At 38.0% G+C, this 20,792-nt stretch carries 20 protein-coding genes and 1 pseudogene; 9 read left to right on the top strand and 12 right to left on the bottom strand.

The genetic code is table 11. The features are described 5' to 3' along the window. Positions 1–22 precede the first annotated feature (22 nt). On the top strand, positions 23–1,597 hold the full coding sequence (locus GQR53_RS22365; RefSeq protein ID WP_165742700.1) for a cation:proton antiporter family protein: 1,575 nt from the start codon (positions 23–25) through the stop codon (positions 1,595–1,597). Positions 1,598–1,946: 349 nt separating this feature from the next. After that, positions 1,947–2,168 (top strand): DUF3820 family protein, encoded by a 222-nt coding sequence (locus GQR53_RS22360; protein WP_024606183.1) that lies wholly within the window; start codon positions 1,947–1,949, stop codon positions 2,166–2,168. A gap of 91 nt (positions 2,169–2,259) precedes the next feature. Here the strand turns inward: GQR53_RS22360 and GQR53_RS22355 are convergent, their stop codons facing one another. From GQR53_RS22355 to ilvY, 6 genes and pseudogenes are all read right to left on the bottom strand, one after another. Beyond that, positions 2,260–3,507 carry an ATP-binding protein gene (locus tag GQR53_RS22355; protein ID WP_024606184.1) on the bottom strand — a complete coding sequence of 416 codons (1,248 nt, stop codon included), beginning with the start codon at positions 3,505–3,507 and terminating at the stop codon, positions 2,260–2,262. A gap of 25 nt (positions 3,508–3,532) precedes the next feature. Next, the gene (locus GQR53_RS22350; RefSeq protein ID WP_024606185.1) at positions 3,533–4,225 is read right to left on the bottom strand and encodes a response regulator; all 693 of its coding nucleotides are present in this window, start codon (positions 4,223–4,225) and stop codon (positions 3,533–3,535) included. A 14-nt stretch (positions 4,226–4,239) separates the two neighbouring features. Next, positions 4,240–4,620 carry a DUF3019 domain-containing protein gene (locus GQR53_RS22345; RefSeq protein ID WP_188085381.1) on the bottom strand — a complete coding sequence of 127 codons (381 nt, stop codon included), beginning with the start codon at positions 4,618–4,620 and terminating at the stop codon, positions 4,240–4,242. Position 4,621: 1 nt separating this feature from the next. Then, the gene (locus tag GQR53_RS22340) at positions 4,622–5,434 is read right to left on the bottom strand and encodes a MipA/OmpV family protein (RefSeq protein WP_024606186.1); all 813 of its coding nucleotides are present in this window, start codon (positions 5,432–5,434) and stop codon (positions 4,622–4,624) included. Between the two features lie 447 nt (positions 5,435–5,881). After that, a pseudogene (locus GQR53_RS22335) lies at positions 5,882–6,928 on the bottom strand (GGDEF domain-containing protein). Positions 6,929–7,044: 116 nt separating this feature from the next. Then, on the bottom strand, positions 7,045–7,950 hold the full coding sequence (gene ilvY, locus GQR53_RS22330; RefSeq protein WP_024606187.1) for an HTH-type transcriptional activator IlvY: 906 nt from the start codon (positions 7,948–7,950) through the stop codon (positions 7,045–7,047). A gap of 138 nt (positions 7,951–8,088) precedes the next feature. On the opposite strand from ilvY, the gene ilvC reads away from it, so the two are divergent. After that, on the top strand, positions 8,089–9,561 hold the full coding sequence (gene ilvC, locus GQR53_RS22325) for a ketol-acid reductoisomerase (RefSeq protein WP_024589917.1): 1,473 nt from the start codon (positions 8,089–8,091) through the stop codon (positions 9,559–9,561). Positions 9,562–9,755: 194 nt separating this feature from the next. Continuing rightward, entirely contained in the window at positions 9,756–11,675 is a 1,920-nt protein-coding gene (locus GQR53_RS22320; RefSeq protein ID WP_024606188.1) for a methyl-accepting chemotaxis protein, read from the top strand. An 88-nt stretch (positions 11,676–11,763) separates the two neighbouring features. On the opposite strand, the gene GQR53_RS22315 is transcribed toward GQR53_RS22320, so the two are convergent. Next, entirely contained in the window at positions 11,764–12,093 is a 330-nt protein-coding gene (locus tag GQR53_RS22315; protein WP_024606189.1) for a GIY-YIG nuclease family protein, read from the bottom strand. 107 nt (positions 12,094–12,200) lie between these two features. Between GQR53_RS22315 and bamE the strand changes: the two genes are divergently transcribed. Next, a complete protein-coding gene (bamE, locus tag GQR53_RS22310) occupies positions 12,201–12,560 on the top strand; it encodes an outer membrane protein assembly factor BamE (RefSeq protein ID WP_004335706.1) in 360 nt (119 codons plus the stop codon). Positions 12,561–12,693: 133 nt separating this feature from the next. Here the strand turns inward: bamE and GQR53_RS22305 are convergent, their stop codons facing one another. After that, the gene (locus GQR53_RS22305; protein ID WP_007584122.1) at positions 12,694–13,017 is read right to left on the bottom strand and encodes an RnfH family protein; all 324 of its coding nucleotides are present in this window, start codon (positions 13,015–13,017) and stop codon (positions 12,694–12,696) included. Beyond that, the gene (locus GQR53_RS22300; RefSeq protein ID WP_007584120.1) at positions 13,014–13,454 is read right to left on the bottom strand and encodes a type II toxin-antitoxin system RatA family toxin; all 441 of its coding nucleotides are present in this window, start codon (positions 13,452–13,454) and stop codon (positions 13,014–13,016) included. Before GQR53_RS22300 ends, GQR53_RS22305 begins: the two co-directional genes overlap by 4 nt. A gap of 146 nt (positions 13,455–13,600) precedes the next feature. Between GQR53_RS22300 and smpB the strand changes: the two genes are divergently transcribed. Together smpB and GQR53_RS22290 are read left to right on the top strand one after the other, a co-directional pair. Continuing rightward, positions 13,601–14,080, top strand: a complete 480-nt coding sequence (gene smpB, locus GQR53_RS22295; protein ID WP_004335699.1) for an SsrA-binding protein SmpB — start codon at positions 13,601–13,603, stop codon at positions 14,078–14,080. A 462-nt stretch (positions 14,081–14,542) separates the two neighbouring features. Then, a complete protein-coding gene (locus GQR53_RS22290) occupies positions 14,543–17,098 on the top strand; it encodes a TonB-dependent receptor (protein WP_050582232.1) in 2,556 nt (851 codons plus the stop codon). Between the two features lie 87 nt (positions 17,099–17,185). Here the strand turns inward: GQR53_RS22290 and GQR53_RS22285 are convergent, their stop codons facing one another. Continuing rightward, positions 17,186–17,791 carry a peroxiredoxin C gene (locus GQR53_RS22285; protein ID WP_007378637.1) on the bottom strand — a complete coding sequence of 202 codons (606 nt, stop codon included), beginning with the start codon at positions 17,789–17,791 and terminating at the stop codon, positions 17,186–17,188. A 362-nt stretch (positions 17,792–18,153) separates the two neighbouring features. Beyond that, a complete protein-coding gene (fadR, locus tag GQR53_RS22280) occupies positions 18,154–18,867 on the bottom strand; it encodes a fatty acid metabolism transcriptional regulator FadR (RefSeq protein ID WP_024606190.1) in 714 nt (237 codons plus the stop codon). 544 nt (positions 18,868–19,411) lie between these two features. Here fadR and dsbB point away from each other — a divergent pair. Then, positions 19,412–19,930 carry a disulfide bond formation protein DsbB gene (gene dsbB / locus GQR53_RS22275; RefSeq protein ID WP_007584117.1) on the top strand — a complete coding sequence of 173 codons (519 nt, stop codon included), beginning with the start codon at positions 19,412–19,414 and terminating at the stop codon, positions 19,928–19,930. 1 nt (position 19,931) lies between these two features. Next, complete coding sequence (locus GQR53_RS22270) at positions 19,932–20,234, top strand: DUF6170 family protein (RefSeq protein ID WP_024606191.1); 303 nt, start codon at positions 19,932–19,934, stop codon at positions 20,232–20,234. A 24-nt stretch (positions 20,235–20,258) separates the two neighbouring features. Here the strand turns inward: GQR53_RS22270 and GQR53_RS22265 are convergent, their stop codons facing one another. Beyond that, complete coding sequence (locus tag GQR53_RS22265) at positions 20,259–20,555, bottom strand: ComEA family DNA-binding protein (RefSeq protein ID WP_165742701.1); 297 nt, start codon at positions 20,553–20,555, stop codon at positions 20,259–20,261. Positions 20,556–20,792: the final 237 nt, after the last annotated feature.

The raw sequence follows: 20,792 nt of genomic DNA, 5'->3' as shown, positions 1-20,792 counted from the left end.
AAATGAAGTGATATTAAGAATTATGGAACTAATCTATTTTGCTGCCGCGTTTGTGTGTGGTTTTGCTGTTTATCAGTTAAAGCTGCCTCCTCTTATTGGATTTTTATTAGCAGGTTTTGCTTTAAATTTATCGGGTTATAAAAGTACAGAGTTGCTCGATACAATAGCAGCACTTGGCGTAACCCTTCTTCTTTTTAGTATTGGTTTAAAGCTAAAGGTAAACAGTTTAATTAAACCCCAAGTGTGGGCGCCTGCAACATTGCATATTATTTTTAGCAGTGCGCTTTTTAGTGGCTTTATGTTATTGCTTGGTATTTTCGCCATTCCACTGTTTATTGATTTAAGTTGGCAAAGTGCTTTACTGGTTGGGTTTGCGCTTAGTTTTTCAAGTACTGTATTTGCAGTAAAAGTGCTTGAAGAACGCGGAGAAATGGCAAGCCTTCACGGTAAAATAGCCATTGGTATACTAGTCATGCAAGATATCTTTGCAGTTATCTTTTTAGCGATTAGTACAGGTAAAATTCCAAATGTGTGGGCAATTGCATTAATAATTGCTCTGCCTTTATTACGACCTGTCATGTATGGCGTATTAAATCGCTCTAAACATGGTGAACTATTACCATTATTTGGTTTTTTCTTTGCTTTAGTTGCTGGTTATCATGCATTTGAATTTGCAGGCCTAAAAGGCGATTTAGGTGCACTAATAATAGGAATGATGTTTGCCCCTCACAAAAAGGCAGGCGAGCTATCAAAATCCCTGCTTAATTTAAAAGACATATTATTAGTCGGTTTTTTCTTAAGTATTGGCTTGAGCGCAGAGCTAACCACTAGCTCATTAATCGTTGCCATTATACTTGTTTTAGTTTTACCGATTAAAATAGCGCTTTATTATGTGTTCACGAATATATTCAAACTACGCGCGCGTACATCATTACTTACCGCCTTTAGTTTATCTAACTACAGTGAATTTGGGTTAATTGTATGTGCAGTAGCAGCTAGCACAGGCATGATCACTTCGGAGTGGCTCGCTGTAATGGCAATTGCTGTTTCCATTACCTTTGTAATTGCCTCGCCGTTAAATAAGCGCTCAAACGAGTTATACGTAAAAATAGAGCACTGGCTATTAAAGTTTGAAAGCAAAACTCGTTTAGCTGAAGAGCTACCCGTTAACCTAAACGATACTAAAATAGTCATTTTTGGTATGGGACGTATTGGTACTGGTGCGTATGAGACTATTAACGCGACTCACCCAAATGTTGTTGCAGGCATAGATATAAAACCTGAGGTGGTAGATAAGCACGTTAACAGAGGCCGCAACGTCTTAATTGCTGATGCAACAGATCCTGACTTTTGGCAACGAGTAAATCATTCGCAAGTAGAAATGGTCATGCTTGCGATGCCAAAGCATATGCAAAATATTTTTGCGTTAGAGCAGCTACAAGCCTCTGGTTATAAAGGCCAAGTAACAGCTATTGCAAACTATCCTGATCAACAAAAAGAGCTAGAAGAAATGGGTGTTCATTCTACTTATAACTTTTACTTAGAAGCAGGTAGTGGTTTTGCAGAACACGTTAAACAAGAGCTATTTAACGAATAATCACTTTTTATAACGTCTATAAATAACAAAGTCTTAGAATTATTAAGGCTTTGTTATTAGTTTCTAAATAAAAAGCAATTCTATTTACATTCCTTTACAAGCCATTTCACCACAACAATGAAAAACAGGTAGACTATCCGTGTTGGTTAAATAAAAACCCATGTTCTAATAATAACTTAATTAGATCCCAGCTAATTAAAGTTCAACTAGGTTTATATTAATCAACAAAAATTATTAAATCAGAGGGCCTACTCCCTCGCAAAATAGGCTGTTTCTTGCCCGTCACAGCCTATTTTATATTTCTAAAATCCCTTACACTTACGCAGACTTTAAAACCTAAGTAACTCTTATGGATCCAAAACAATTAAAAATAGCTGTAAATACAACGATGCCTTTTGGGAAATATGCTGGGCGCCCTTTATTACTACTACCAGAACCTTATTTGGTGTGGTTCAAACAGCAGGGATTTCCTGACTCAAAACTTGGTAGCCAACTAGCGATGATGTATGAGGTTAAACTAAATGGCCTTGAGCAAATGTTAATGCCATTACTTGAAAAAAATAAAAAATAATTGAGAACTTTTTTAAATACTTGCGGTCTATTATATTGCTACTTGTTGATTTTGGTTTTTAACCGCAAAAAAAGCGCCTTAGGCGCTTTTTTTATGTCTTAAATTTGAGAGGTAAATATACAATAAATTTAGCACCACCTAAGCTTGAGCTTTCTGCTTTACACTCTCCTTGGTGCCACGACACAATTTTAGCAACTATAGCAAGCCCTAAACCAAAGCCACCAGTGTCCTTGCCTCTACTTTTATCTAATCGAGTAAAAGGCTTAAATACGTTTTCTCGCTCAACGGGGTCAATCCCTTCACCATCATCTTCAACAATCAATACGATGTGAGTTGCCTCTTGTAGCAATGAAATTTTGACTTGTTGATGAGTGTATTTGAGCGCATTGCCAATTAAATTTTGAAATACTCGCGCCATAAAGTGGCTATCACAGTAGTAATTTAAATGCTCAGGGAGGTTTATAGAGAGCGTTGTTCTAGCTTCAAAATTTAGCTTTTCAACAGTGGTTTTTACCAGCCCAGCTAAATCGCAGTTTATTGGCTGTAAACTTGGTTGTTGAGAGTCTAATCGCGCGTATTCAAGCATTTCAGAGACTAGTGACTCAAGCTCACTAATGTCTGTTTGCATGTTTGTTAGGTATTTTTCGCCTTTTTCATCAAGCATTTGCTCTTGTAACATTACAATTGCAAACTTTAAACGTGCTAATGGCGTTCTAAATTCATGTGATACCGATGAGGTAAGCTCTTGCTGCGCACTAAGTAAAAACTCAATACGTTGCTGCATTACCTTTAATGTATCTGTTATAGGTAAAAAGAAAGACTTAGAAGAGTCATTTAGTTGAAAGTCTTGCAAACCCTCTACCGCTTCACACGCTTTACGTAGCTTTGCAAAGTCACGCCAGAGTAAAAAGCTCCATAGCCCAACTGGTATACCTACAATAATAAGTAGTAATAAATACGGCCAAACTGAAGATGATTCTTGCGTTAATACACCTACCGGCCCTACCTGAAGTAATGAATCATTACCGAGATCTACATACCAAACAATGCGTTGTTGCTTATCATACAAATATAAGTAGTGATTTTGATTTAGCTGCGATTGTTGTTTTTGAGGGAGTATTAAATCACGTCGTTCAATCACTTTACTTTCAAAGTTATGCTTTAGCTTTTTAAGACCATTTGGGGTTTGCGAAAGCAACCACAGTGATTGCCCAAACTCATCGTCTAAGAAGACCTGCTGCTGCGACTCTTCATAAGGCCACAGCTGCTCAATAACACCACTTACAACAAATAATGAAACAATGATATATAAGTATAAGCTGGTAAACAGTTTTCCCATTACAGCCGATTAACCTTAAATAGTTCTAGAGATCCCACGCATCAGAAACAAATAAATAGCCTTGTCCCCATACAGTTTTTATACGATACGGCTTATCACTGTTGTCGCCTAATTTTTTACGAATTCGTGATACGCGTACATCCACAGTTCTATCAAGTCCGTCGTATTGACGGCCAATCATATGTTGGTGCACATGCTCTCTGCTTAGTACTTCACCCGCATTTGACGCTAATAGCCATAGTAGTTCAAACTCGTGCGAAGTTAATACAATCTCTGAATCACTTAGTTTTACAATACGGCTTGTTTTATCGATGACTAAATCACCAAACTGCAGTTCTTCACTAGATTTTACTGTTGGTTGCCCACGTCGAAGTAATGCATTGATCCGCGCTAGTAATACACGTGGCTCTGCTGGTTTTATTACATAATCATCAGCACCAAGTTCTAAACCAAGTACTTGGTCGAAGTCTTCACCTTTAGCAGTCAACATTAAAATTGGTAGAGTAAATTTATCTCTTACTTGGCGGCAAACGCTAAAGCCATCTTTACCTGGCAGCATAACGTCTAGAATCATTAAATCGGGTGTATTGTTTTCTAGGTAATTAAACACTTCGTCACCGCGGTCTAACACTTCGACTTCAAGGCCATTATGTTCAAGGTAATCTTTTGTTAACTGTTGTAAACCGAGATCATCTTCAACAAGTAAAATTTTTGGCATTAGTTGCTCCTAAATTAAAAAAAGCTCCACGGAGAGCGAAGCCTACGCCTATTTTTTTTAGCATGGGCGCTTTGTACTTCAACCTGTGTTTTTGCTATTAACACACCCGTATGAGGATTGATTAAGGAGTATATGGTCTCCACCTGAACACGCGCTTTATAATTAAATTGCCCAGAACGCTGCTGCTGCCAGCATTGAAGTAGTTGTTCTTGTTGATACAAACAGACATCACTATAGGTGTTTAATAGCCATTTAAACTGTAAATCAAGATCGCAAAAATCCTGCTGTTCGGAAACCACGCAGACTTTTGGAGAAACACTAAAAACAGGGGTTTGTGCCATACTAAAACCACTAAAAAAAGTGGTAATAAACACAACTAATATTGAATACTTCATATTAAAAAGTACGATCGAATCCTATAAATGCAGTCATTGAATAAGTACGTTCAAAGAGCGGACTGCCATCCATAGCCGAATAGTCGTAATATGCTACATGAAAACGAAGAGAGTCAGCCTTACTCAGTGGCCAACGGGCGTCGATTTTAGCATAAGGTTGCCAACTACTACCAACGTCTATTTTGCCAAATTGAGTTTCACCCTCATTAAGTCCATAAAAATAGCTATTTAGTTCCGCAGATTTATAGTTTATTCCAAGTGTTGGCTTTATTTTAAGCTTTCCTAGCACAGTATGATATTGCCACTGCAATGCACCGCGTACACCTCGATAAACATCGGTTATATCATGCAGAGCCTGAACTGAAAAAACATGGTCATCATTTACATAGTGATATGCAATACCCGCATCCAAGGCAATTTGCCGTTTATGCAAATTATCAATATCAACATAGCGAGAGGACGAGGCTTCATTTTGCATTACGAGCTGATTATTAAGAGCACTACTTTGCAATGCAAATACATTTTTAGGGTGCCAGTCTATAAAAAAGCGAGATTCAGAGTTGAGTTCACTAACTAGATTAAAGTGATGCTTTGGGGATTGTGAAAATGAATAGCCAAGGCGGCCATTATCAAAAAACCATTGCTCTGCATAAAATGCAATTTGTGGAATAAGCACAAGCGGAATATTATCTCCACCATGCAAAGGGTTGGTTATAACTCCAGCCCCAACACTTAAACTCAAATGCAGACGATCGGTTGTTATATCTTGCTCTGTATAATCGTCAGCATGCTTGCTTGCCTGTGTTGCTTGCACCGAAAGGCAAGCAAACAAAGTGCTAAAACATAGAGCTGTTAATAAGGAGAAGGAATACCGCATCAGCGTACATCAAAGAATTAAATTAAGTAAGTTCCCCATACTAGCAAGGTCTTTTTAAACTAGCTCTAGCTGGTTACAATTATTCACAATTTGTATACAAAAATGTTAACTTTATGCTTTTCGGACTATTTATCTTTCAAGGTAGTTGTGTCTAAGGATTGTACTTTGAGTTGCTTGTGTAGTTTTTGACTAATAGTACTTTAAGATACTTTGAAAATGAGGCACAACGTAGCAAATGCAATTATTCAAATAAAAAATTACTAAGAGCTAACTCGCTACAGCTCTATTGGGTTTTACCTGCTTGTTTACCAAAACTGAAGTTGGATTAAATCGCCCTAAATTGAGCGGCTTTAACCCAAATAAATCAAAAACCTCTGGCACTTATTAAATATCAGGGGCTATTTCTATACGATTTCGTCCATGTGTTTTGGCAATGTATAAGGCTCTATCTGCACGCTCAACTAAAACAGAACTATTTGTAAATGGCCGTAAAATTGCTAAGCCAAAACTTGCTGAAATAGCACGTTTTGCAGTTACATCATGCTTTTTACGAATCGCCAATTTTGCTATTGCTAAACGAATACAATCTGCAAATGCTATTATATCGTTAATAGTGTCAAAGTAGGCTGTTATGCAAAACTCCTCGCCACCGTATCTATACACATTTGCAGCTTCAGTTGTATTTTCTCTCACTTTTTTAGCAACTAGCCTAAGCACTTCATCACCCTTTTGATGGCCAAAATCATCGTTAAAGCGCTTAAAATGATCAATATCAAACATAATGAGTACGGCAAGAGAGTCTTCTTGCGCTTGCTCTGAGTATTCGAGGCAAAAGTTTACAATATCAGAATCAAACTTACCTCGATTATAAAAACCCGTAAGCGTGTCGATATCGGCTGCTTCCTTTGAAATATTGAGTGCTTCTTTTAAATCTTTTATTTCATTGTAGGCAACGGCTAATTTAGTCTGAAACTCCCGAGCATAATCTTGCATTGCAATAGAATCGTCGGTTAAACGCTCAACACAACCTAGTATCTCATTGTAAGAGTTTACATCAACAAGCATATTTAATTCATTTTGTGAGTCAACTAAACTCGTCGTAAAGCTTTTAGAGTGATCAAGCGTTGTGCTTATATCTTGCTGAACTTACTCCATAGTTGTATGAAATTTTTCAGTCATTTCTTGAAAAAAAACGAGATCGTCTTGCGTTAAATGTTTATCAAAAATTTCTTTTGCTTTGTCTTGTGAACATGTTTGTTGCAGAGCAATAACATGGTCTAACTCAGCATTTAATGAAGGTTTGTTTCCTTGAATATAACAGTACCAAATTGCATAGTTGATGGGTGTAACCGGCATTCGGTATTTTACCATCAAAGGAATCGCCTTTTTTAGGCATTGAGCAGAATGAGCAAGTGATTCGGCGTGGTTCATAAATAAACTCTCAAGCGTCATTGTTTTTGTTATTAGCGCTCAATGTTAAGTAACAGTAAACTTATACGCAACCTCTATTCATACTATTTAACTAACTTGCTTATTCTCTGCGCGCATTAAATCGCTTTTGCATCTAAAGTTTGCGCAATATTCCACAAAGCACTGATTGCAGGGTCATTTAACTCTTTCCTTAATACTGCCAAACCAATATCAAACCCATCAGGTGCTTGCATTTTTGGTGTTAGTATTTGTACTTTATCTTGCAGCGGGCTGTTATCTAGCACTATTTTAGGGACCATTGCGACACCTAATCCTAAGCTCACCATGGATACCATTGCTTCGTGCCCAGCAACCTGTGCGTAAATTTTCCCGTGAATATTATTTTTGCGCCACCAGTGTTCTAACCTTTGGCGAGAAAAACCTTGTTCTGGCACAATAAATTCTAAATCAGACCAATTAATGTCATCACCATTCTGCGTTAGTTTTTGTGTGATCGGGCATTGAATTTTTGGGCCAATTAATAAAAGTGGAGAATGCCCTATATCTACAAAAGCAATTTGCGCCAGTAACTTATTTGGCTTAGCTGCAATAGCCATTAATTCATGCCCATCTAATACACGGTTTATAGCAAGTGCAGGGTCGCCTGTATTTAATGTTATTTCTATATACTGATGCTGCGCACGAAGTTGCTCTAATATTTGATGTAAAAAACTATAAGATGCAGTAACCGAGCAATAAATACTTACTTTGCCGTAAATATGTTGTTGTGGGTCTTTCACATTCGTTTTAAACCGCTGCCAATTAGCAAGAGTTGCTGTGGCGTAATCAATAAACGACTCACCCTCACGCGTTAATTTAACACTGCGGTTATCGCGTACAAATAATGCAACACCGACCTCTTCTTCCAAGTGTTTTATATTGCGGCTTAAAGTGGGTGCGCTTATATGACAAAGCTCGCTTGCGCGTCCAAAATGAAGTGTTTTAGCCAGTGCTAAAAAGTAGTCTAAATGTTTATGATCCATGCCAAACCCAGTATTTCATATTATGAAACACTTTAATTCAAATATATCATTTTACGCAAGCAACGATTTTACATATGGTGTTTGTAAGCGCAATAAATCTTGCGCATCTAACAAACATGACTTTATAGGACACTAACAATGGCGAATTATTTCAATACCTTACCTTTACGCGAGCAATTAGCGCAATTAGCGCAATGTGAATTTATGGACGCAGGCGAATTTGCCGATGGCGTTGACGCACTTAAAGGTAAAAAACTAGTTATTGTAGGCTGTGGCGCACAAGGTTTAAACCAAGGCTTAAACTTACGTGACTCTGGTTTAGATGTTTCTTACACATTACGTGCTTCAGCTATTTCTGAGCGTCGCCAATCATTTTTAAATGCGTCTGAAAACGGCTTTACTGTTGGTACTTATGAAGAATTAATACCTACCGCTGACGTAGTACTTAACTTAACGCCAGATAAACAACATACCGCTGTAGTAAGTGCAATTATGCCACTTATGAAAAAAGACTCTACACTTGCTTACTCTCATGGTTTTAATATCGTTGAAGAAGGCATGCAAGTACGTGAAGACATTACTGTAATCATGGTTGCACCTAAGTGTCCTGGTTCTGAAGTACGTGAAGAATACAAACGCGGTTTTGGTGTACCAACTCTGATCGCAGTTCACCCAGAAAATGACCCTCAAGGTCTTGGTTTAGCACAAGCTAAAGCGTATGCAGCGGGTACGGGCGGACATCGCGCAGGTGTACTTAAATCATCATTTATTGCTGAGGTTAAGTCTGACCTAATGGGCGAGCAAACCATTTTATGTGGCATGTTACAAACTGGCTCTATTTTATGTTTTGATAAAATGGTAGAAAAAGGCGTTGATGCGGGTTATGCATCAAAACTAATTCAATACGGCTGGGAAGTAATTACCGAAGCACTTAAGTACGGTGGCGTTACTAACATGCTTGACCGCCTTTCAAACCCAGCAAAAGTAAAAGCGTTTGAACTAAGTGAAGAGCTAAAACTAATTATGCGCCCGCTTTATAATAAGCATCAAGATGACATCATCGACGGCACTTTCTCACGCACTATGATGGAAGACTGGAATAACGATGACGTAAACTTACTTAAATGGCGCGCAGAAACGGCAGAAACTAACTTTGAAAAGACCCCTGCTGGCGATGTGGAAATCTCAGAACAAGAATTTTTTGATAACGGTATTTTAATGGTAGCAATGGTTAAGGCAGGTGTTGAACTTGCATTTGAAACCATGACAGCAGCCGGCATTATCGAAGAGTCGGCCTACTACGAGTCATTACACGAAACGCCATTAATCGCCAATACTATTGCCCGTAAAAAGCTTTTTGAAATGAACCGTACTATCTCTGATACTGCAGAATACGGCTGTTATTTATATAACCATGCATGTTTACCATTACTTGCTGATTTTATGAAAAACGTTGATACAGACATTATCGGTAAAGGCCTTGGCGAGCACAGTAACCAAGTTGATAACCAAACATTAATTCAAATTAACGCTGCATTGCGCGAACACCCAGTTGAGAAAGTAGGTGCTAAATTACGTGGCTACATGTCAGCAATGAAAAAGATTGTTTAACCCTAAACAGTAAATGTTTCGCTTGTTAGAAACCAAGCCCGTATGCTTTTTGCATGTGGGCTTTTTTATGCTCATTCATAAAACTTTAATCATCCAACGCTACCTTTTATCCATCCCTTTATAGGCAATATTTAGATCAAAATAAATAATGTGCTAATATAGTCCTCTACTCAGTTGTAAAATTAATTAATATCATGACGATACAAAACCTTTCTATTACTCAAAAAATCACAGCTTTAGGCAGTGCTATTGCTATATGTGTAGCCGCGCTTATTGGCTTGACCTCTTTATACAGCTCAGAAGATATAATTGAGCAACGTATGATTGAGTCAGAGCTCCCTAGTAAACTGCAAACAATCAGCAATCACATAGGCGGTGAAATCAACGAGTTACTCGGTGCTGCTCAGCAACTATCATCAAACGAATTTATTTTACAATGGGCTCAATCAAACAACCAAGACGATACATTACTATTAAAAGAATTAAATCGCGTTGCCCAGCAATACGATTTAGCCACAGCATCTTGGGCAAATAGAGACACTGCACAGTACTGGAACCAGAATGGGTTTTTGCGTGTGTTAAAAAACGATGCAGCCGATGGCTGGTTTTTTGCTTTTAAGCAATCAAAACAACCTTACTCTATCAGTATTTATCAAGAGTCAGCCAATGATGTGAAAATGTTTGTAAACCATCAGCAGGCCAATGGTACTGGTTTAGCAGGTCTTGCAAAAAGCATCACTGATATGCAAAAGCTATTACAGCAATTTAAAATTGAGCAAACAGGCTTTGTATTCATTGCAGATAAAAATGGATTGATTCAGCTTCATAAAGATGCAAGTAAAGTAGCTAAAGCAAATATTGATGATTTGTATACTGCAAATATCCACAGCCAACTATTTAATAGTAATGGCTTTGCACTAGAAGAAATTAATTTAAATGGCGAACCGACACTTGTAGCTGCTACGCCTATTAAAAACACCGATTTATATGTTGTAGCTCAAGTACCAAAAAGTGAAGTTTTCGCAAGTGTAAATACCTTACAATGGCAAATTTTTACCTTTACGATAATTACAGCATTAGTTGCGAGTTTAATCAGTTACTTACTTGCACGCTCACTTTCATCTCCACTTTCTAAAATGGCTGAGTTATTTTCACGATTAGGCTCAGGCGATGCAAATTTAGCGTACCGCTTACCAGAATCGAGCCAACCAGAGCTTAACAACCTAAGTAATGGCTTTAATCAGTTTATTAACAAAATAGAAACAGCCATTACTCAGGTTGCAAGCGAAAGCCACGATATACGTCAAAGCTCTGATCATGTATTTGAACAAGCCAAACGAAATTCTCAAGCAATAGATCACCAAAAAGAACAAACAATATCTGTCGCAGCAGCAATCAACGAAATGGGCGCCACAGTACAAGAAATAGCGCAAAGCGCAGCAAATACAGCTAAATTAACCGATAACAGCCGCGAAAACACCATTCAAAGTCACAAACAAGTACTCCAAAGCCAAGCAACTATATCAGCCCTTGCCAGCGATATTGATGGCATAACAGAGCAAGTTACTTTGCTTTCTAAAAAAACGGTTGATATTGCAAGTATTGTTGACTCAATTAGAGGCATATCGGATCAAACTAATCTACTTGCTTTAAATGCTGCAATTGAATCTGCTCGCGCAGGTGAACACGGACGCGGCTTTGCTGTTGTTGCTGATGAAGTACGTGCACTGGCAAACCGTACATCGCAATCAACCACCGAAATTCAATCTATGATTGAAGAGCTTACAAGAATATCTGACGATGTAGTTAACGATATTGGTCAATCGAAAGATAAAGCTCAGCAAAGCGTTGGTGCTATGCAAAGCTCTGTTGAATTACTTGATACAATAACCGAAACAGCAAATGAGATAAACGATATGGCTACGCTCATAGCGACTGCAACTGAGCAGCAAAGTAATGTGGTTGCCGATGTAAGTCGTAATATTGAGCAGATTAGCGAAATTAGCGATAAAGCAATGAGCGAACAAATCAATACAGAGCAAGCTATTCGAGACTTAGCAAACAGCGCACAAACCCTTGATGCACTTGTAGCTACCTTTGAAAAGCATCGCTAAGCGACTCTAATATTACACGCCAGCTATGAGCAAAAACTATATTCGAAGATAGTTTTTGCTCATAGCTAATATGCTTAATTTATACAAACTAAGTGTTTTCACTATCGCCGCTATTAAACGCTAAAACGTACGCTTCCTTTTTAGCTCTAGGAAGCTTTTTTAATTGATACTCAAGCTTACTTGCTTCACTTTTATTACCTACTTGTTGTTGATGGATAAGTAAAAGAGGCCCTTTTCCTCTAAGGTTTTTAGCTCCTTTACCAGCCTGATGAGTTGCAAAGCGTTTTTCAACATTAGTCGTGATCCCTGTGTACCAATGACCAAATCGTGTTTCAACTATATATAAAAACCAAGTAGACTCAGTTTTTAAAATATTCGTTTCAATATACTGTAAACTTTTTTCATTATCATTGGTCAAAACATTACCTTAACGCCCTTAACATAAAACAATTGCTTAAAAGGGTTTTACCTTCAGTGACTAATCGGTATCATGCAGATTATAAAAAATAAGGATCACAACTAACAATGCAGTCGTTAAAAACTTTTTCTCTTTGGCTTATCGTCGCTTTAACACTTAGCTCAGCAGCAGGTTGCTCTAGCTGGGTATACCGAATTAACATCCCACAAGGCAACTTTTTAGAGCAATCGGATGTTGAAAAACTTCGTGTAAATATGACCCGAGAGCAAGTTGTTTATGTATTAGGTAGACCTATTGCCGAGGACGCCTTTGATAACAATACTTGGCGCTATATTTACAGCTTTAATAAAGGCCGTAAAAACGAACAAAATAAAGAGTTAGTAATTAACTTTGAAAATGAAAAGTTAGTTTCAATCTCAGGTGATTATGACCAACCTGAAAACTTTACTACACCGCTAGAGCAATAAACGTCTCAGGTAGTAAAAAAGGTGAGCATGGCTCACCTTTTTTATTGGTTTACTTAAAAAGCTTTTACCATTTTAAACGACGTTAGCGTGTGATTTAATCTGTTAAATTGTTCGAAGTTTATGCCGATTGGTATTACTTCTCGAGTGGGCGACCACCCGTTATTTTATTTGCACGCCCCTCTTCTTTTGCTTTTTCTGCACGTTTTCTGCGGGCATCTTTAGGATCTGCAATTAGTGGACGGTATATTTCTATACGGTCACCGTCTTTTAATTCATAGTTAGCTTTTACAGTTCGATTCCACACACCTAACGTTAGCGATGTGGCATCTATTTCTGGGCACTTTTCTATAATACCTGACTGAATAACAGCTTGCTCGACTGTAGTCCCTTGTGGCACTTCAATTGATAAACACGTGGCCGTGGTCGGTAATGCAAAGACCACTTCAACATTAATCATACTCGCGCTCCATAAACCTGTTTTGCACGTTGAGTAAATGCACTCACCATATTTTTTGCTACATCGTTAAAAATCTTTCCAAAGGCAAGCTCTATTAACTTACTTGAAAATTCAAACTCTAGGTGCAAATGAACCTTACATGCTTTGGCGTCAAGCTCTTGAAAATGCCAGCGCCCTTTTAACGTCTTAAACGGACCATCAACAAGGCGCAGTAACACGGTTTGCTCATCAACAAAGGTGTTTTCGGTGGTAAACCACTTTTTTATACCCGCCTTAGATATTTCTAAACTCGCGGTCATGTTATTATCATGCTGTGAAACAATTTTTGAGTCTGAGCAATTTGGTAAAAACTGCGAATAAGCTTCTACATCATTAACTAGATCAAACATCTCTTTAGTGCTGTACATAACCAGCGCACTTTTTTCTATTTGTGGCATACTCACTCCCAACTGTGTGGGCGAATTTTAGCAAGCTTTGCGCGTTTCCCCAAATTTTCATGCTGCTTAAGTTACAGCTTAATTTTTAAAAGCATTATTAAAAAATCGATGTAAAACATCTCACATTACGTATATTATAGGGCACTATGGCTAAGAAAAATTCATCAAAATCGACAAGTAATACCATCGCGCTAAACAAAAAAGCGCGACATGAGTATTTTTTACACGATAAGTTTGAAGCAGGTGTTGAACTACAAGGCTGGGAAGTTAAAAGCATCCGAGCTGGTAAGGTAAACATCACCGAAACTTATATTCATCTTAAAAATGGCGAAGCATTTTTGCTTGGCGCGCAAATCCAGCCACTTAATAGTGCTTCAACCCATGTAATTTGCGATCCGTTGCGTTATCGTAAGTTACTATTAAGCAGACGCGAACTTGACCGTCTACTCGGTGCAACAGAGCGAGATGGCTATTCATTAATTGCTACAGCTATGTACTGGAAAAAATGTTGGGTGAAACTTGAATTTCATCTAGCAAAAGGTAAAAAGTTGCACGATAAACGTGACGACGGGAAAAATAAAGATTGGTCTCGCGAAAAAGAACGTTTAATGAAACACAAAGTATAAGCACAACGCCTAACTAACAAGTTAGGCGTTTTTTTTTATTAAAAAAAACCAACTATTATTTGTTTTATTAATATACAACAAGATTACTATTCATTCAGAATATACATGTAAATAATTTATTACAATTTTATTGTGAATTAATTAATTTAATTATTACTCGCATTTAGGCTGTATTTGTTATTTCCAAAATAAAGCATATGCGCCTATTTCAACCTTCTTCAGCGCATAACATCTGTTTTAAAATCATCCAAAAACACACAAAAAACCATACTAAAATCACATTTCAGTCTAATTGCTAACACTTAAGTTACATGATATTAATGTCGTCGCTTGTTATATCAATCCGCTTAAATATGGGATTTATTTAACAGTTTAAAAAGGATTGGTATAGAGCAACTAAATTTATAACATATCAACAAGGACTTAAGGATGAAGTAATCAACTGCATTTACACCCAGCTTAATTGTAGGTGCTACAATCGCACTTTCAGCAGGTTTTACAACAACTTACGCTGCTGAAGAAGCTAACAAAGTAGAGCGCATTGAAGTAACTGGCTCACGAATCAAACGTTCAGATATCGAAGGACCTTCTCCGGTTCAATCAATCGCAAGAGCTGATATTGAGAACATGGGTTATGACAACCTACAACAACTCCTCGAAAGAATGCCTGTCGCGGGTAGCGGTACTTTCTCAACACGTGGTAACAACCAAGACTCAACTGCAAATGGGTCTGCTGCTGTTAGTTTACGTGGCTTAGGTGCTGATGCTACGCTCGTACTAATCAATGGCCGTCGTGTCTCTATTAGTGCATTTGCCGAAGGTATCACAAACTCATTTGTAGATATTAACAGTATCCCAGTTTCTGCCATTGAGCGAATCGATATACTAAAAGATGGTGCTTCAGCTATCTACGGCTCAGACGCAGTGGCGGGTGTTGTAAACGTTATCTTGAAAAAAGACATTGACGGTGTTGAAGTTAATTTGGGCTACGGTGGTACTGATGATCCCAATTATGAAGAAACGACAGCAAGTTTAGTATGGGGTACTACTAGCGAGAAAAGTAGCGCGTCAGTTATTATCGATTACTTTAAAAATACATCTCTTTCTTCTGATGAAATGGGCAGCTTAGGTACAGCAAATCAATCACCTTATGGTGGTGAAGATTTTCGCTCATCTCGTGGCTTCCCTGGATATTTTTATGTAGACGGTGTTAAAACAATTGATCCGGCTTGTCCTGCTGAAAATGCAACTTCAAGCGGCAGTTGTTTATTTGATTACGGCCCTTACGGTTATATCGCACCAGCGTCTGAACGCGTGGGTGCTATTTCTCAATTTGAATATAACTTTGATAATGGCATTACGGGCTTTTTAGAAATGGCAGTACAGCACAATACGTCTGTTGCGGCCGGAGCCCCTACCCCACTTGATGAAGATGCAGGCTTAACTGTCCCAGCTAGCCACCCTAACAATCCATTTGGTGAAGACATTCAAATTGGTCGTTACCGTACAGTTGATGCTGGCGCACGCCAATGGGATATTGAATCAGATACTCTTCGCTTTGTTGCAGGGCTTAGAGGTGAGTTTAATGATTGGAGTTGGGAAACCGCTGTACAAAAAGGCCGAAGTAAATCTCTGCAAACAGGTGATAGAACACAAGGTTGGGTGCGTACTGATTTCTTACAACAAGAAATTGATGCAGGAAACTACAATCCATTTGGTGGTACATACAACGACCCTGCTGTAATTGATCGTATTACAACAAGCTTAGTGCGTCGTGGTGAGTCTCACATGACTTCCTTTGATGCAAACATTACAGGTGAAGCATTTAGTTTTGGCGATGATGTAGTAATGATGGCTGCAGGTATTGAGTACCGTGAAGAAGACGTTAATGACATTCCTGATGATCAATTTCAACGTGGTTTAATATTTGGCACAGAGTCTGTATCTGCATCTGCAGATCGTGAACAATACGCAGCCTATGTCGAGTTTTCTATCCCTCTTGCTGATAATTTAGAGCTACAACTTGCTGGCCGTTACGATGACTACAGTGACTTCGGTACAACAACAAACCCTAAAGTAGCTCTTCGCTGGGCGCCTACTGATGAAATCACAGTGCGTGGCTCTTGGGCACAAGGCTTTAGAGCGCCTTATTTGGCACAAGTTGGTTTAGGTCCATCTCAAGAAAGCCAATTCTTTGTAGATACATACCGATGTGAAGCAACGGGCCTTGATTGTGATGCACTTGATTACAACATTGAATTTGCTGGTAACCCTGACCTTGAAGCTGAAGAATCAGAATCATGGAATGTCGGCTTTATTTGGGCGCCTTCTGCAGAGTTTGGTTTAAGTGTCGATGTGTGGAGCATCACTCAAGATAACAAAATTGATGAGCAAGAGTTTGGTCCAATTTATAACTCTGAGTGTAATAACCAAGATAGTACTGTATGTGTACGCTTAACACCTACAGGTGGCGATAGCTTAGGAACAATTCAAAAAATTTACAGCACATTTGAAAACGTTTCCTCGCAAGAAGTATCTGGGGTTGATGTTTCAGCTAACTACAATCACTCACTTGATGACTTAGGTTTATTGAAATTTAATTTAGAATGGGCATACCAAGATAAATTTGAAAAAGATGGCCGCGATTACACCGGTGAGTATGGCTATCCAGAGCACCGCTGGATTTTCTCTACAAACTGGGAAATTGGCGAGTTTAATACAAACGTAAACATCAGTTATGTAGGTGAGTTTGAAGATACCCCAGATATTGATTTTGACGGTAATTTAGACTTTGATAGCAATACATCACGTATGGTTGATTCGCAAACATTGGTAGATTTACAAACATCTTATCGTGTTACTGACTCAACTAAAGTATCGTTAGGTGTAAATAACTTATTTGATGAAGAGCCACCATTTGCAATTGGTGATGGCGACGCTGATCTATACGGTTATGCTTCAGGTGTACACAACCCTAGAGGCCGATACTTCTACACTAAAGCTAGCTTCTCGTTTTAACTTTGCGAGCTTATTTTAAAGTGAGCTAACGCTACAAATAAAAAAACCGCCAATTGGCGGTTTTTTTATTTAAAACTAAGGGCTAAATTATAGCTCGCCTTCGTTTTCAGATAAGAACTTAGCAACGCCTTCAGGGCTTGCGTCCATACCTTTTTTACCTTCAGTCCAACCAGCAGGACATACTTCACCGTGCTCAGTATGGAACGCTAGCGCGTCAACCATGCGAAGCATTTCGTCTATGTTACGACCTAGTGGTAAATCGTTCACTACTTGGTGACGTACGTTACCTTCTTCATCAATTAAGAAAGAACCACGGAACGCAACACCCGCTTCTGGATGCTCAACGTCGTATGCTTTACAAATTTCGTGTTTAACGTCTGCAACTAGTGCGTATTGAACTTTACCAATACCGCCGTCTGCAACAGCAGTGTTACGCCATGCGTTATGTGAGAATTGTGAATCGATAGAAACACCAATTACTTCTACGCCACGCTTTTGAAACTCTTCAAAACGCTTATCAAATGCAATAAGTTCAGAAGGACATACAAACGTGAAATCTAGTGGGTAAAAGAAGATAACTGCTTTTTTACCTTTAATTGTTTCATGAAGGTTATAGCTATCTACAATTTCACCGTTACCAAGAACAGCTGCAGCGGTAAAGTCTGGTGCCTGGCGGCCTACTAATACACCCATTTTATTCTCCAAATATTTTGAGTTTGTTTTCAATTGCTTTCGCAATGCTGGTACTTATATGGGCGCTAAAAATTAAAAACCAATAGCGCATACATATAATTAATTGGTATTCTAAAGTTATTCACTACAAAAGAACAATCGCATTTAACGATGTGAGCAATCGAAAATAACGAACACTTGCAACTTGCGCTAATATGCTTAAATAATAGGTCTAATTTAAAGTGTAAGTTGCGTTGTAACTAAGTAGAAATTTTAAAAATATCGAAGTGGTTTATGCATTAAACTTTTTAGAATTTCATATACGGTGGCGCTAAATTTTACAGATATAAAAAAACCTGCAAATGCAGGTTTCTCGCTTAGACTTAGTCCATTATATCTGAGGGCATATCACCACGGATTTTTTGCCAAATCTCACCCGTTTGATGACCATATTTACGCATCATAGAAATAGCACCATCATGCTCTTTCTTTTCTGCCAAAATGGTTAAATCTTTATAAAACTGACGAGCAAGTTCACGAGTTCCAGCATCAGAGAAGTAATGACAACCAATCTTTGAATAAAAGCCTCTAAAGCCGTTAAGTATTAATACATAAATACGGTTATTACCCGCAACGGCTAATTCGTGATGCACTTTATAATCATAGTCAGCAAATGCTTGAGCGGTGTCTTCTAGCTCATGGCTTTGTGATAAAATTTCAATCACGCGTTCAGGATTTAACTTAATTGCAGCACGTGTATAAATAGCACTAATATTAGTACGTGCAGATAAAAGCTGATCTGTCAGCTCTGGCATCTTGTCTTCATCTAAGCGCGCTAATGTTTCAAGAATGTTTAAGCCAGACGTTTCCCAAAAGTTATTTACTTTTGTTGGTTTACCATGCTGAATTGTTAACCAACCATCACGTGCTAAACGCTGTAATACTTCTCTCAAGGTCGTTCTTGTTACACCAATTAACTCTGAAAGTTCTCGCTCGGCAGGTAGAATTGAACCTGGAGGGAAATCGCCGTTCCAAATAGATTCAACTATATATTCTTCAGCAAATCCTGCTGGGCTTTTCGCTTTAAAAATTCTCATCCAGTTCCCACTCGAATTAATCAACACTCATCGTTTTACACGAATAACTGACTGATTGTACCAGAGGAAGCATAACTAACAAGTAAAGTCAGGTATATTAATAAGCAAATGAGTAGAAATTAAAGATTAATAAATAATAAAATTTAGGTTTTTCTAATATAGCTACAATGTATAAATATACAGAGCAATATTCATTGTAGGTACATTGTAATTATTGGTATTTTTTATTTACACCATACCTAGCTGAATCAACTTAAAACACATAAGTACATTAAAAAGGAACACCTATGCAACAGAGCGTTCTAACCGCAACTTTAAAGAATTGATTAGGCAATGTACCAATGTTGTATAAGTAAGCGATATAACTAAGCTTATGTATCAATGGGAACTAAGTCGAGCGTCATGTAGCCTCTGCTGAGGCTGCATTGAGTGGTCAAAAATTTCATCTTATAAAAAGCGACTTCGGTAGCTTTTTTTTCCTTTTTGTTGTCGCATACATTATCCTAGGTCATAATCTAACGTCTTATTTAAACGCGGAATTTTTATGAACTGGCTTGCGCAATTACCCACCCAACGTACCCCGTGGCTTTTATTTACAGCTATCGTTTTTTTACTTGAAGTGACCGCCCTTTTCTTTCAATACCAAATGGGATTGGCGCCTTGCATAATGTGCATATATCAACGTACAGCCGTACTGGGTCTATTAGGCGCAGGAATTGTAGGTTCGACTAAACCACAGAGCAAAGCAGTTCGTATATTAGCGTATGTAATTTGGGGTGTATCGAGTGTTTGGGGATATTTAATTGCTCGCGAGCATATTGATATGCAAACCACCACGGACCCTTTTGCATTTAGCTGTGAGTTTGAACCAAACTTCCCATCGTTTATGCCGTTACATGAATGGATACCTAGCTTTTTTCAGGCGACCGGGGATTGTGGAAATATAGATTGGCAATTTGTTGGTTTGAGCATGCCTGCTTGGATGGAAATTATATTTGGGATTTTCTCACTAACACTATTTATTATAGTTATTGGCCGTTTATTAATTAAAAAGTCGATTTGATATGTTCACATTTTTTTCAAGCCAATTAGATGAGCTTAAGCACCTAAAGGTACGCAAGCGTCAGGATGTAATAGCACTTTCTTTAAGTATGTTATCGCCAACTGATAAAGTGTTACTACGTATTATTAAATTAATATTACTAAGTCCACTATTTTTAATATTCACAGTATTTAAAGGTTGGATATTAATCCCGTTTTTGGTACTCGGCGGACTTTGCTACCCACTTTTAACAACACCTATTGAAATCAACTTTGCTAAAAAACACTTAAGCGATGCATTAAAACAATTTAATCAGGGCGCATAGCGCCCTGATTGTTATCTACTGCTATTAAAGTGAAATTTTCCCCTCTAATTTGGCTAATAGTTTTTTACCAATTCCTTTAACTTGCGATAAATCACTGACGCTTTTAAATTCGCCGTTTTCTTCACGGAAGTCCACTATTGCCTGCGCTTTTTTCTTACCTATACCAGGTAACTTAGCAAGCTTCTCTGCATCGGCATTATTTATACTAATTGTCTCAACTTGAGGCATTTGCTTAGTTACTTCTGATAATTGTGCATACGCGGTAGTCGCGGGTAGTAAGCATAATAAGCTTATTATGAATAAATTTTTTAACGTTTTCATCAAACTTGTCCCTATTCTTCTTTTCTTAATTTTGAATATTGCTCAGGAAAACCAAAAAGTAAGGAACTGAAAAGCTCATCATTTAAAGTGTACCTAAACGCATTATCACTATGATCCGAAATCCTGAAAATGCAGCTGGTACAACAAGTGATTGCTTAACTAAAGTAAAGTTACCGTTTTTTTTTTTTTTTAAGACACCTAAAAATTAATACTTCGCGCTTGCAAATTTACGCCCAA

Source organism: Pseudoalteromonas sp. Z9A6, from assembly GCF_011378805.1.
Taxonomy (GTDB): Bacteria; Pseudomonadota; Gammaproteobacteria; order Enterobacterales; family Alteromonadaceae; genus Pseudoalteromonas; species Pseudoalteromonas distincta.
Note: the sequence above shows the minus strand (reverse complement) of the source record. Positions and strands in the feature narration are given on the sequence as shown.

Coding starts and splice junctions, on each gene's coding strand:
- bamE (WP_004335706.1), top strand. CDS start 12,201: ATGCAGTCGTTAAAAACTTTTTCTCTTTGGCTTATCGTCGCTTTAACA.
- smpB (WP_004335699.1), top strand. CDS start 13,601: ATGGCTAAGAAAAATTCATCAAAATCGACAAGTAATACCATCGCGCTA.
- GQR53_RS22285 (WP_007378637.1), bottom strand. CDS start 17,791: ATGGGTGTATTAGTAGGCCGCCAGGCACCAGACTTTACCGCTGCAGCT.
- GQR53_RS22355 (WP_024606184.1), bottom strand. CDS start 3,507: ATGGGAAAACTGTTTACCAGCTTATACTTATATATCATTGTTTCATTA.
- GQR53_RS22360 (WP_024606183.1), top strand. CDS start 1,947: ATGGATCCAAAACAATTAAAAATAGCTGTAAATACAACGATGCCTTTT.
- GQR53_RS22365 (WP_165742700.1), top strand. CDS start 23: ATGGAACTAATCTATTTTGCTGCCGCGTTTGTGTGTGGTTTTGCTGTT.
- GQR53_RS22300 (WP_007584120.1), bottom strand. CDS start 13,454: ATGCCACAAATAGAAAAAAGTGCGCTGGTTATGTACAGCACTAAAGAG.
- dsbB (WP_007584117.1), top strand. CDS start 19,412: ATGAACTGGCTTGCGCAATTACCCACCCAACGTACCCCGTGGCTTTTA.
- GQR53_RS22320 (WP_024606188.1), top strand. CDS start 9,756: ATGACGATACAAAACCTTTCTATTACTCAAAAAATCACAGCTTTAGGC.
- GQR53_RS22345 (WP_188085381.1), bottom strand. CDS start 4,620: ATGAAGTATTCAATATTAGTTGTGTTTATTACCACTTTTTTTAGTGGT.
- ilvY (WP_024606187.1), bottom strand. CDS start 7,950: ATGGATCATAAACATTTAGACTACTTTTTAGCACTGGCTAAAACACTT.
- GQR53_RS22305 (WP_007584122.1), bottom strand. CDS start 13,017: ATGATTAATGTTGAAGTGGTCTTTGCATTACCGACCACGGCCACGTGT.
- GQR53_RS22270 (WP_024606191.1), top strand. CDS start 19,932: ATGTTCACATTTTTTTCAAGCCAATTAGATGAGCTTAAGCACCTAAAG.
- GQR53_RS22350 (WP_024606185.1), bottom strand. CDS start 4,225: ATGCCAAAAATTTTACTTGTTGAAGATGATCTCGGTTTACAACAGTTA.
- ilvC (WP_024589917.1), top strand. CDS start 8,089: ATGGCGAATTATTTCAATACCTTACCTTTACGCGAGCAATTAGCGCAA.
- GQR53_RS22265 (WP_165742701.1), bottom strand. CDS start 20,555: ATGAAAACGTTAAAAAATTTATTCATAATAAGCTTATTATGCTTACTA.
- fadR (WP_024606190.1), bottom strand. CDS start 18,867: ATGAGAATTTTTAAAGCGAAAAGCCCAGCAGGATTTGCTGAAGAATAT.